Source organism: Promicromonospora sp. NPDC057488 (assembly GCF_042802395.1).
Classification (GTDB): domain Bacteria; phylum Actinomycetota; class Actinomycetes; order Actinomycetales; family Cellulomonadaceae; genus Promicromonospora.
The window spans coordinates 1-11,080 of record NZ_JBHVEG010000195.1 but is presented as its reverse complement, the minus strand read 5'-3'; the positions used below and the strand labels follow the sequence as shown (position 1 = coordinate 11,080).

General features: G+C 70.7%; 12 protein-coding genes. 11 read left to right on the top strand and 1 reads right to left on the bottom strand.

Going from position 1 to position 11,080, the window contains the following annotated elements:
- Nucleotides 1-859: HNH endonuclease signature motif containing protein (locus ACFU5G_RS26000; RefSeq protein ID WP_377251312.1), on the top strand; the 859-nt coding region annotated here is incomplete at its 5' end.
- Nucleotides 860-999: 140 nt separating this feature from the next.
- Entirely contained in the window at nt 1,000-1,278 is a 279-nt protein-coding gene (locus ACFU5G_RS25995; protein WP_377251310.1) for a peptide methionine sulfoxide reductase, read from the top strand.
- A gap of 23 nt (nt 1,279-1,301) precedes the next feature.
- Here ACFU5G_RS25995 and ACFU5G_RS25990 read toward each other — a convergent pair whose 3' ends face one another.
- Entirely contained in the window at nt 1,302-1,991 is a 690-nt protein-coding gene (locus ACFU5G_RS25990) for a GntR family transcriptional regulator (protein WP_377251308.1), read from the bottom strand.
- Between the two features lie 171 nt (nt 1,992-2,162).
- Between ACFU5G_RS25990 and ACFU5G_RS25985 the strand changes: the two genes are divergently transcribed.
- The 9 genes from ACFU5G_RS25985 to ACFU5G_RS25945 form a co-directional block, all read left to right on the top strand.
- Nucleotides 2,163-3,887, top strand: a complete 1,725-nt coding sequence (locus ACFU5G_RS25985) for a glycoside hydrolase (RefSeq protein WP_377251306.1) — start codon at nt 2,163-2,165, stop codon at nt 3,885-3,887.
- Nucleotides 3,884-4,729, top strand: a complete 846-nt coding sequence (locus tag ACFU5G_RS25980) for an aldo/keto reductase (RefSeq protein ID WP_377251304.1) — start codon at nt 3,884-3,886, stop codon at nt 4,727-4,729. Before ACFU5G_RS25985 ends, ACFU5G_RS25980 begins: the two co-directional genes overlap by 4 nt.
- Before the next feature lie 50 nt (nt 4,730-4,779).
- Nucleotides 4,780-5,703 (top strand): carbohydrate ABC transporter permease, encoded by a 924-nt coding sequence (locus ACFU5G_RS25975; protein WP_377251302.1) that lies wholly within the window; start codon nt 4,780-4,782, stop codon nt 5,701-5,703.
- Nucleotides 5,700-6,551, top strand: coding sequence for a carbohydrate ABC transporter permease (locus ACFU5G_RS25970; protein WP_377251300.1), 852 nt, complete (start codon nt 5,700-5,702; stop codon nt 6,549-6,551). Before ACFU5G_RS25975 ends, ACFU5G_RS25970 begins: the two co-directional genes overlap by 4 nt.
- Before the next feature lie 97 nt (nt 6,552-6,648).
- Nucleotides 6,649-8,019, top strand: a complete 1,371-nt coding sequence (locus ACFU5G_RS25965) for an ABC transporter substrate-binding protein (RefSeq protein ID WP_377251298.1) — start codon at nt 6,649-6,651, stop codon at nt 8,017-8,019.
- Between the two features lie 32 nt (nt 8,020-8,051).
- Nucleotides 8,052-8,819 carry an SDR family NAD(P)-dependent oxidoreductase gene (locus ACFU5G_RS25960; RefSeq protein WP_377251296.1) on the top strand — a complete coding sequence of 256 codons (768 nt, stop codon included), beginning with the start codon at nt 8,052-8,054 and terminating at the stop codon, nt 8,817-8,819.
- A 41-nt stretch (nt 8,820-8,860) separates the two neighbouring features.
- The gene (locus ACFU5G_RS25955; protein ID WP_377251294.1) at nt 8,861-9,637 is read left to right on the top strand and encodes a triose-phosphate isomerase; all 777 of its coding nucleotides are present in this window, start codon (nt 8,861-8,863) and stop codon (nt 9,635-9,637) included.
- A gap of 42 nt (nt 9,638-9,679) precedes the next feature.
- On the top strand, nt 9,680-10,609 hold the full coding sequence (locus ACFU5G_RS25950) for a sugar phosphate isomerase/epimerase family protein (RefSeq protein WP_377251292.1): 930 nt from the start codon (nt 9,680-9,682) through the stop codon (nt 10,607-10,609).
- 58 nt (nt 10,610-10,667) lie between these two features.
- Nucleotides 10,668-11,080 (top strand): dihydroxyacetone kinase subunit DhaK (locus ACFU5G_RS25945; RefSeq protein ID WP_377251290.1); only part of this gene is annotated, 413 nt, incomplete at its 3' end.

Sequence of the window (11,080 nt, the reverse complement as noted above, 5' to 3'; positions counted from 1 at the left end):
TGGTGAGGAGCGGACTCTGGGTCAGCTCCGTGCGGACTGTCTGACGGGGATCGTGACCGGTCGGCTCGTTCCTGGGGATCGCTTCACGGCGACGAGTCAGGTCGAGGAAGCCGCAAGCGCCGGTGCCGGTTCGGTCTGCTCGTGCGGAGGCCGTGCGCCGATCGTTCAGGAGACGGTGGTGCGGGTGACGCCTTCCCGACCGGTCGTGCGGGTCACCGTCCCGGCGAGTGCGCTCCTGGGTCTGGACGATGCGCCCGCTGACTTGGACGGCTTCGGTCCGGTCCCAGCAGATGTCGCAAGGCTCCTCGCGGAGGACGCCACCTGGCAGCGCCTGCTCACCGACCCGGTAACCGGGGTGCTCACCGACTACTCGACCACGACGTACAAGCCGGGCCGGGTGCTCCGGTCGGCGGTCGAGGCCAGGGACGGAACCTGCACCTTCATCGGCTGTGATGCGGTGGCGATGTCGTGCGATCTGGACCATATCGAGCCCTTCGACCACGATCGGGACACTCACTGCGACCAAGGGGGCGGGGCTGTCCGTGGGCAGACCCGTGCCGACAACCTCCACGCGCTCTGTCGACGACATCACCTGCTCAAGACGCACGCCGGCTGGGGTGTCGTGCGCGATCCGAGCACCGGGATCACGACCTGGACCACACCCGCAGGCAAGGCGCACAGCCGACCGCCAACGGTTCTGGACACGCGGGTCGATCTGGACCAGGTCGACCCAGGTACCAGCCGGGACCTGACGCTGCGGGCCCTGACCGGACGCCGGCTGCCTCGTGCCTACGCCACGACCGCACCGGCGACGGCCGACACCCCGGACCCATCCGGACCCGGCGAGCCGCCGTTCTGAGCCAGCGAACAACCATGGCGACCGTGACGGGTCCGGGTCCGGGTCCGGGTCCGAGACCGGGAACAAGCCGCCCGCGCCGACAGGTTGAGACGGGTGCGCCTCGAACTCAGGGGCGACCACGCGGCGAGAGGGGCGAGCACATGGGCGAGTCGCGGGACGAAGGGCTGGAGGAGCTGATCGGGGCGATTCCCGAGGGCTGGTCGCGCGCACAGATCGCTGGGCAGACCTGGGGAGTCACCCGCACCACGCGCGCAGGGGGCAAGGTCGTCTCGTTCGAGGCGGAGCACCTCGGCGGCGCCGATGGGCTCGGCGCAAACATCTGGTTCACCGCCGACGGCGCCGTGCTCAAGCCGTGCGAGGTTCCTGCCGAGAGCGTGCTGCAGGTCCTGCGCGCCGCGGCGTCATCGCACCGGCATTGACCCCAAGACCTCGACACCCCACCTCAGGCCTCCACACCCCCGTCCGAGTCCGACGGCAGCTCCAGCTGGCGCAGCCGCACGTAGGAGCCGGCCATGTGCTCCTCGACGGCCTTCCGGGCCCGCCCCGGATCGCCCTCGCTGAGCACCGTCCGCAGCTCCTGGTGCTCCGCGTACCCGACGGTGGGGAAGTCCGGGAAGTTGGCGTTGCGCGTGTGCAGGAAGAACGCCACCTGGCTGCGGAGCGAGGTCCACACCCGGCGTAGCCGCGCGTGGTCGGCGGCGTCGTAGATGACGTCGTGGAACGCGAGGTCCAGGCGGACGGCCTCCTGCGGCTGGATGGAGCCGGAGCTCGCCCGCATGGCCTCCAGGATGCGGTCCATCTCGGCGAGGTGGTCGCTCGTCAGCCGCGTCGCCGCCCGCTCCGCCGCCAGGGCCTCGATGGCGGCGCGCAGGCTGTGCACCTCGTCGACGTCCTTCTGGGTCAGGACGCTGACGAACGCGCCGCGGTGCCGGCGGATCTCGACCTGGCCCTCGGCCTCGAGGGTGGCGAGCGCCTCGCGGATGGGTCCGCGGCTCACATCGAGCGCCGAGGCGAGCTCGGACTCGCGCAGGTGCTCGCCCGGGCGGAGCTTCCCGGTGGCGATCTGTTCTCGGATCACGCCCACCACGTAGTCGGCGAGGGTGGGCCGCGGTGCCGTCCCGAGCGGATTCATCTGGGGCTCTCCTGTCGTCACGTCTCTATCGTTCCATCGCTTGCTCGTCGAGCGATCGGTTAATTGTTAGTTGTTGACAATCTACCGCAGGACGCCCTAGCGTCGGTCACCGGTCGTCGACGAGGACGACGTGGCCAACGGCCACCGGGAACCTGAGAGGCGTGGGTGAACGTGAGCTCGAGCGTGAACATCAACCCTGGTATCGGCGTCGACGTGGCATTTCCGCGCTCGGCACCCAGCGACCCGAGCGCGCCGCACGTGCGGCAGGCTCGCGTCCGGGTGGACGGCGGGTCGGACCGCGGGGCCCTGGCCCGGATCTGGGAGAGCATCGGCTACGACGAGATCAACTGGACCTATACCCCGACCGGCCGCCGGCTGCTGCAGAGCTTCGGCGAGGTGACGGACCGCGGCTACCACGTGCGCCCGCACTACGTGTTCTGCTCCGGGACCGGCTTCGGGATCCCGCACTGGGGCAACGGGAACGTCTACCACGAGGACGCGGACGGCGTCCCGAGCTACGACTTCACCATCGTCGACCAGGTATACGACGCCATCGTCGAGGCGGGGCACCACGTGCTGGTCGAGCTGGCGTTCACGCCGCGCGACATGCTGCCCGACGCCGCGGCGGAGCTCGAGGTCGTGCCGAGCCCCACCGTGTACAGCAACTACGAGGCCGGAGCCTGGTCCTACCCGCCCAAGGACTACGGCCGCTGGGGCGAGCTCATCGCCGCCCACGCGCGGCACTGCCTCGAGCGGTACGGCGAGGAGGAGGTGAACAGCTGGCTCTGGGAGCTGTGGAACGAGCCCGACATCTTCTACTGGCGTGGCACGCCCGAGGAGTTCTACGAGCTCTACTCGGTCACCGCCCGGGCGGTCCGCAGCGTGCTGCCGGACGCCAAGGTCGGCGGGCCGGCGGTGACGGGCTCGGGTGACGAGTTCCTGCGCGGCTTCCTCCAGCACACCCGCGACCAGCAGGACCCGCTCGACTTCGTGTCGTTCCACACCAAGGGCTCGGCGTTCACGCCGTGGCGTGTCTACGGCCCCACCGGGGGGCCCGCGCCGGAGCAGCAGAACCCCTCGGCGCACAAGATGCTCTTCGAGATCCGCCGGATGCTCCGGGTGATCGCCGAGTTCGAGGAGTACCACGGGCTGCCGGCCATCGTGGACGAGTGCGACGCGGGCGTCCCCGCCCACTACAGCGTGTACGACAACGCCAACTTCCAGTTCCAGAACACCGAGTACTACCCGGTGTTCCAGGTCAAGCTGATGAAGAAGATCCTCGACCTCAACGAGACCGAGGCCGTCCAGGTCGAGCAGGCCACCTCCTGGAGCTTCTACTTCGAGGGGGAGCGGTACTTCGAGGGCACGCGGGCGTTCCTCACGGCGGGCGGCGTCGAGAAGCCGCTCCTGAACGCCTACCGGTTGCTCGGCCGGCTGGGCGAGCGCCGGATCGACGCCGTCTCTGACGCCGCGCACCCCGTGACGCTCCTGGACCAGGCCGAGGGCCGGAGCATGCCGGAGGAGATCGACGCCCTGGCCTCACGGTCGGAGTCGGGCACCATCGCGGTGCTCGTGTGGCGGCACACGGACGACCAGTACCAGCGGGACGACGTCGAGGCGACCGTCACGCTCGACGTGACCGGGCTCGACGCCGAGGCGTACACGCTCAGTCATCACCGGATCGACCTCGACCACAGCAACTCCCACACGGCCTGGGTGGCGCAGGGTTCTCCGCAGGTGCCCACCGACGAGCAGCTCGCGGCGGTCAAGGCCCGGCAGGGCGTCGAGGAGCTGGAGCCCGCGCGGCGCGTCGAGGCGGCGTCGTCGGCACTGGAGCTGACCGTCAGCCTGCCCCTGCCGGCGGTGTCGCTGCTCGTGCTGGAGCCGGTCCGATGAGCGAGTCCTTCGCCCGCACGGTCACCCTGCGGGACGGCGTCGCCGTCCCGCAGGTGGGCCTCGGCGTGTTCCAGGTGCCCGCCGACGAGGCGCAGGCCGTGGTGGAACAGGCGCTCGAGGTGGGCTACCGGCATATCGACACCGCGGCGGCCTACGTGAACGAGCGCGGTGTCGGCGCGGCCGTGCGGGCCTCGGGCCTGCCGCGTGACGAGCTGTTCGTCACCTCGAAGCTCCGCAACGGGGACCAGGGGTACGACCAGGCGCTGCGCGCGTACGACGACACGTGCGAGCGGCTGGGCCTGGACGCCCTCGACCTCTACCTCATCCACTGGCCAAACCCGTCGGCCGGGCTGTGGCAGGACAGCTGGCGCGCGCTGGAGCGGCTGCGGGCCGAGCACCGCGTCGCTGCGGTGGGCGTGTCCAACTTCCTGGTGGAGCACCTCGACGAGCTGGCCGGGTTCGCGGACGAGATGCCCGCGATCAACCAGGTCGAGCTGCACCCCACCTTCCAGCAGGCCGACGTCGCCGCCGCGTGCCAGGCCCACGGGATCGCCGTCGAGGCTTACTCGCCGCTGGGCCAGGGGGCCGACCTCGGGCACCCGAGCGTCACGGCGGTCGCCGACGAGCTGGGCGTGGCGCCCGCCCAGGTGATCCTGCGCTGGCACGTCGACAAGGGGCACGTGGTGATCCCGAAGTCGGTGTCGCCGGCCCGCATGCGGGCCAACGCGTCGCTCGAGGACGTCGCGCTCACCGCGGAGCACGTGGCCGCCATCGACGCGCTGGACACCGGCCAGCGCATCGGCGGCGACCCGCGGACCTTCTCGATCAGCCAGATCCGCTGACCGAACCCGTTCCACCACCCCGACACGACCCCGACACGACGGAGTGCTCGATGGCGAGTCAGACCCGGCAACGACGCCGCAACCTCTGGATCTACGCGTTCCTGATGCCGACGTTCATCCTGTACGGCGTCTACACGATCTACCCGATCGTCGCGAGCTACTGGTACTCGTTCGTCGAGTGGAACGGCTTCAGCGCCGAGCAGCGGTTCGTGGGCATCAGCAACTACGAGGCGGTCCTGGCCGACCCGATGTTCTGGTCCTCGGTCCGCATCACCCTGCTGTTCATGCTGGTCGTCGCCCCCTTGCGCATCTTCGGGGCCTTCTTCCTGGCGATCCTGCTGAACTCCCCGCGGCTGCCGTTCGCGAAGTTCTTCCGCACCGTCTACTTCCTGCCCGTCGTGACCACGACGGCGATCATCGGCGTCGTCATGCGGTTCATCCTCGACCCCGGCGCGGGACCGGTGGCCGCGGTGGTCGGGCTGTTCGGCCTGCCGCCCGTCGACCTGCTCGGCGACTCCGCCACGGCCCTGGTCACCACGGCGCTGGTGTACGTGTGGAAGTTCTTCGGCATCACGATGATCTACTGGCTGGCCGCGCTCCAGACGATCCCGCAGGACGTCTACGACGCGGCCCGGGTCGACGGCGCCGGCGGCGTGCGGATCTTCCGCCACATCACCCTGCCGATGCTGCTGCCGTTCCTGCTGATCATCACGGTGCTGACCGTCGAGGACTGCTTCCACGCCTTCGACCTCATGCAGACGATGACGGCCGGCGGCCCGTTCTACAGCACCGAGATCATCGAGATCTACATCTACCGGTGGGCGTTCGCGGCCTCGATCCCGCAGCTCGGTTTCGCCTCGGCGGCCGCGGTGCTGTTCGGCGTGCTCGTGCTCGTCGTCGTCGCCCTGCAGGCCTGGGCGACCCTCACCTCGCAGCGGCTCCAGTCGCAGCGGACCGAGAAGGGACGAGCATGAGCACTCTCGCCACAACCCACGGTCCGCGCCGCCGCGGCTGGTGGCTCGTCGCCCTCGTGCTCGCCGCGGTCGCGTTCCTCTGGGTCTTCCCGTTCCTCTGGATGGTGTCGGCGTCGCTGAAGAGCTCGGGCGAGATCTTCGCCGGCGGCCTCGGCCTGATCCCCGAGACGCTCGCGTGGGAGAACTACGGCCGGGCGTGGACCGAGGGCGGGTTCGGGCACTACCTGCTCAACACCGTGATCGTGACGGTGGTGACCACGGCGATCGTCATCGTGCGGTGCGCGCTGGCGGGGTACGTCATCGGGCGCTACCGGTTCCCCGGGTCGCGCCTGATCATCGGGATCTTCGTCGCGACGCTGTTCGTGCCCACCGGGTACACGATCATCCCGATCGTCAAGGTCTCCCTCGAGCTCGGGCTGTTCAACTCCCTGGCCGGCATGATCCTCGCCCTGGGCGGGGCGTCGAACGTCGCGTCGATCCTCATCTACGCCGGGTACTTCCGCCGGATGCCCGCCGACCTCGAGGAGGCGGCGATCGTCGACGGCGCGGGGTTCCTCCGGGTGTTCCTGCGGATCATGCTCCCGCTGTCGATGCCCGTCACCGCCACCGTCGGGATCCTGACGTTCCTGGCCACCTGGAACGCCTTCTTCCTGCCCCTGGTCTTCTCGTCCACGAACCCCGACCTGCGCACGGTCAGCGTCGGCATGCAGGCGTTCGTGGGGGAGAACTCGACCGACTGGGCAGCCATGGCCGCGGCCGGCGTGATCTCGATCCTGCCCGTCGTCGTCCTGTTCGTGTTCATGCAGAAGTACTTCGTCGAAGGCATCGCCGGCGCCGTCAAGGCGTAGGCAACTCATCCAGATTGTCGTTCTCAAGGAGGAGACTGACATGCTCGAACTGTCGAGGCTCGAGATATCGCGTCGCACCTTTGTCGGTGGAGTGGGGGTGGGTGCGCTCGCGGGGCTGCTCGCCGCGTGCGGCGGCACGGGCTCCGCCCCCGGGGCGGGTGCGGGGATCCGGTGGTGGGACCACTTCGGCGGCCTGCAGGACCAGCACAAGATCTGGGCCGCGGAGCAGGCCAAGAAGCTCGGCCTGCCCGTCGAGTACACCTACAACGAACCGGGCCGGGCGGTCGAGGCGCTCCAGCTCGCGAACCAGTCCAAGCAGCTCCCGGACGTCTACTCCAACATCGTCGGCCTGCCCCTGCCCGCCCTGGTCGACTCCGGCTGGGTCAGCCCGATCGAGCTGTCGGACGAGGCGCTGGCGCGCCTGCCCGAGGGCACCCTCGTCGAGGGCATCAGCATGCTCGACGGCGTGGTGTACGGCCTGCCGGTCATGTCCGACCGCCAGTACTGGGCCTGCACCTGGTACAACTCCGAGATCGCCGAGTCCGTCGGCTTCGAGCCGCCGCGCAGCTACGACGAGCTCCGCACGGCCCTGGGCGCCATCGCCGACGACGGCCGCTTCGCGCCGATGACCCTGGCCCTCGGGGCGAGCGAGCGCATGCGCGACCAGGCCGACGACCTGGCGCAGTCCGGGGGATTCCCCGGCTGGCAGGGGCTGCGCTACGACACGGGCGAGTACGCCTACGAGGACGACGCGTACGTGAACGTCATCGAGCTCCTCAAGGAGATCTCGGACAACGGCTGGCTGCTGCCCGGCACCAACTCCTTCCAGGTGCCCGACGCGCGCGGCCGCTGGGCGGCGGGCAGCGTCGGCTTCGCCATCGACGGGCCCTGGGCGCCCGGAGGCGTGCGGGCGCTCAACGAGGCGCACCTGCCCAAGATGGCGACGTCGGGCCAGCTCACGCCCGAGGGCGAGGACCTCGTCATCACCCGCGGTGCGCCGGCACCCGTGTGGTTCGTCGCGGGGAACACGAAGCACCCCGACGAGGTGAACCTGCTGCTCGAGTCGTTCACCCAGGACGACTACCAGGCAGTCCTCGCCGAGGCGATGGACCAGCCCCCGCTCAACCTCGACGTCGTGGCCGACGCCGACGTCATCGAGCCGTACGCCTGGCTGGTCGAGGACTACAAGAAGCGGGTCTTCCGGGCCCCGCAGCCCCAGGTGCGCAACCCCGCCGCGAACGAGGCCCTCGCCTTCATGATGCCGGCCGCGCCCCACCTCGGGGACATCATCCAGGGCTACCTGGGCGGCGACGTCACCGACCTGCGGGCAGAGCTCGTCAAGCTCAGCGACACCGCCAACCAGAACCTCGACCAGGCGATCGACAAGGCCAGCGGCGCGGGGGCAGAGGTGTCACGGGACGACTGGGCGTTCACCGACTGGCAGCGCGGCGTCGACTACACGTACTGAGCTCGCTACACCGACTGACAGGAGAGCACACGATGCATGCATTTCCCGCCGAGCGAACGGCGATCGTCACGGGCGCGGCCTCCCTGCGGGGCATCGGCCGCGCCGCGGCCCACCGGCTGGCCCGGGAGGGCTGGTCCGTCGGGGTGCTCGACATCGACGGCGCGGCGGTCAAGGCCCTCGCCGAGGAGCTGACCAGGACCTACGGCGTCCGGGCCGCGGGCGTCGGCGCCGACGTCGGCGCCGCCGACGCCGTCCGGGTCGCGATCGCCGAGCTGACCGCCGCGCTGCCGCCCGTCGTCGCGCTCGCGAACGTCGCCGGGGTGAGCTCCCCGACGCCGTACCTCGAGCTCGACGACGCCGAGTGGGAGCGGGTGCTGCGCATCAACCTGCACGGCGTGCACCACGTCACCAAGGCGGTCGTGCCCTCGATGGTCCGGGCGGGGGTCGGGCGGGTGGTGTGCCTCTCGTCCGTGTCGGCCCAGCGCGGCGGCGGCACCTACAGCCGCACGCCGTACTCCGTGGCGAAGGCCGGCGTCATCGGGCTCGCCCGCTCCTTGGCGCGCGAGCTCGGCGAGCACGGGATCACCGCCAACGCGATCGCCCCGGGGCCGATCGACACCGACATCATGGGCGGCACCCTCAGCGACGAGCGCAAGGCCGAGCTCGTCACCGACCTCGTCGTGGACCGCGTCGGCACCACGGACGACATCGCGGCGGCCATCAGCTTCCTGGTGGGCCCGGAGTCCGGCTACATCACCGGCCAGACGCTCAACGTCGACGGCGGGCTGCACATGCACTGACGGCGCCCACGGCTCCCCGACCAACAGAAAGGAGAGACACCATGACCCCGGCCGGCACCCGCTGGATCGGCACGAGCTGGAAGATGACCAAGTCGCTGGCCGAGGCGCGCCGGTACGCCACGACGCTCACCGCGGCCGCGCGTCCCGGGCGGTGGCCGGGCCTCCAGCCCTTCGTGATCCCGCCCGCGACGGCGCTCACCACGGTGCGCGACGCCCTGCCGCCGTCGGCCGGGGTGCTGCTCGGGGCGCAGAACGCGCACTGGGCCGACGACGGGGCCTGGACCGGCGAGGTCTCGGTGCCACAGGTCGCCGACGCCGGTGCACGCCTCGTCGAGATCGGGCACTCGGAACGGCGCGAGCACTTCGGCGACACCGACGACGTCGTGCGGCGCAAGGTCCAGGCCGTGCTGCGGCACGGCCTGGACCCCCTGCTCTGCGTGGGCGAGCCCGCTGCCGTGCGAGCGGCGGGCGGCTCCGTCGAGCACGTCCTCGACCAGGCGCGCGCGGCCCTGGCGGGGGCGGCCGACCCGGGCCAGGTGCTCGTCGCCTACGAACCCGTCTGGGCCATCGGGGAGCACGGCACACCCGCACGGCCGGACGACGTCGCCGACGTCGTCGCGGCGCTCGCGGCCGAGCTGGGCCCGCGGGTCCGGGGAGTCCTGTACGGCGGCTCGGTCGACCGGGCGAACATGCACGAGCTGCTGGCCGTGGACCACGTCAGCGGCCTGTTCATCGGCCGGGCCGCGTGGGACGTGGACGCGTTCATCCAGATCCTGGACGGCGCCGTGGCGGCCGGACCGACGAGCGCGACCAGTTGACCACCCCGGTGCCGCGAGGCATCGCAGATCGATGGAGATCACATGCGCACAGCCGAGAACTGGCCCGTCGCGGCCAACATGCTGTCCTTCGGGTCGACGACGGCGGACGGCACCCCCAATGTCGAGGCGCCCGCCGAGGCCTGGCGGGCCCAGCTCCAGCAGGTGGCCGACCTGGGCTTCGCGCACGTCGACCCGACCGACGCGTGGCTGTCGATCGGGGAGCTGACGGACTCCCGGTTCGGCGACCTGCTGGGCGTGCTGAAGGAGACCGGGCTTTCGGTGCCGTCCGTGTCGACCACCCGCCGCAGCATCATCGACGCCCGGTACGGCGACGAGTACCTGCGCCTCGGCCACGCCATCATCGACCGGGCCCCGGAGCTCGGGGCCGAGGTGGTGAGCTTCGGCTTCATGCAGGCGCTCACGCCCGCCCAGGAGCGTGCGCTGTGGTTCTGGCTGGCCGAGGGGCACCACGACGTCCTCGACGACCGGGACACGTACGACCTCGCCGTGCGCCGTGTCCGCGAGCTCGCGGACCACGCCCGGGACGTCGGGGTGCAGGTCAGCCTGGAGATGTACGAGGACACGTATATCGGCACGCCCGATCTGGCGGTGCGGTTCGCCTGCGACGTCGACCGGGACAACGTGGGGCTGAACCCCGATCTGGGCAACCTGGTGCGCTTGCACCGTCCGGTCGAGGACATCCCGACGATGTTCGAGAAGGTCCTCCCGCTGACCAACTTCTGGCACATCAAGAACTACACGCGCGACCACGACCCGGTGACGGGTGCGTATGCCACGCACCCGACGCCGCTCGTGCAGGGCGTCGTGAACTACCGCGCGGTGATCCGGCGTGCCCTGGAGCTGGGGTTCGAGGGGGTGTTCGTGTGCGAGCACTACGGCTCCGACAGCCTGGGCGTGGCCGCGATCAACCGCGAGTACATCCGCGAGGTGCTGCGCGGCGCCGGGCGCTGAGCCCGTTCTTCCACACCATTCCACGAGCCGAGGTTCCACGAGCAGAGGTGCAGCAGACATGACCTACGTGCACAACCGTCCGGAAGACTTCGCGGCCGAGGCGCTGCGTGGTCTCGTCAAGGCCCACCCCGGCCGCCTGCGGTCCGTGCCCGGCGGCATCGCCCGCGCGGAGGGCACCCGCCCCGGCAAGGTCGCCGTGGTGGTGGGCGGTGGTTCGGGGCACTACCCGGCGTTCGCCGGTCTGGTCGGCGACGGTCTCGCCGACGCCGCGGTGTGCGGCGAGGTGTTCACGTCGCCGTCCACCCGCCAGGTGCTCGACGTGTGCCGGGCCGCCGACGCCGGCGCCGGCGTCTTCGTCACCTTCGGCAACTATGCGGGCGACGTGCTCAACTTCGGCGCCGCGGCCAGCCGCCTGCGGGCCCAGGGCACCGACGTCACCATCCTTCTGGTGACCGACGACGTCGCGTCCGC

Coding starts and splice junctions, on each gene's coding strand:
- ACFU5G_RS25990 (WP_377251308.1), bottom strand. CDS start 1,991: ATGAATCCGCTCGGGACGGCACCGCGGCCCACCCTCGCCGACTACGTG.
- ACFU5G_RS25970 (WP_377251300.1), top strand. CDS start 5,700: ATGAGCACTCTCGCCACAACCCACGGTCCGCGCCGCCGCGGCTGGTGG.
- ACFU5G_RS25975 (WP_377251302.1), top strand. CDS start 4,780: ATGGCGAGTCAGACCCGGCAACGACGCCGCAACCTCTGGATCTACGCG.
- ACFU5G_RS25960 (WP_377251296.1), top strand. CDS start 8,052: ATGCATGCATTTCCCGCCGAGCGAACGGCGATCGTCACGGGCGCGGCC.
- ACFU5G_RS25950 (WP_377251292.1), top strand. CDS start 9,680: ATGCGCACAGCCGAGAACTGGCCCGTCGCGGCCAACATGCTGTCCTTC.
- ACFU5G_RS25995 (WP_377251310.1), top strand. CDS start 1,000: ATGGGCGAGTCGCGGGACGAAGGGCTGGAGGAGCTGATCGGGGCGATT.
- ACFU5G_RS25980 (WP_377251304.1), top strand. CDS start 3,884: ATGAGCGAGTCCTTCGCCCGCACGGTCACCCTGCGGGACGGCGTCGCC.
- ACFU5G_RS25955 (WP_377251294.1), top strand. CDS start 8,861: ATGACCCCGGCCGGCACCCGCTGGATCGGCACGAGCTGGAAGATGACC.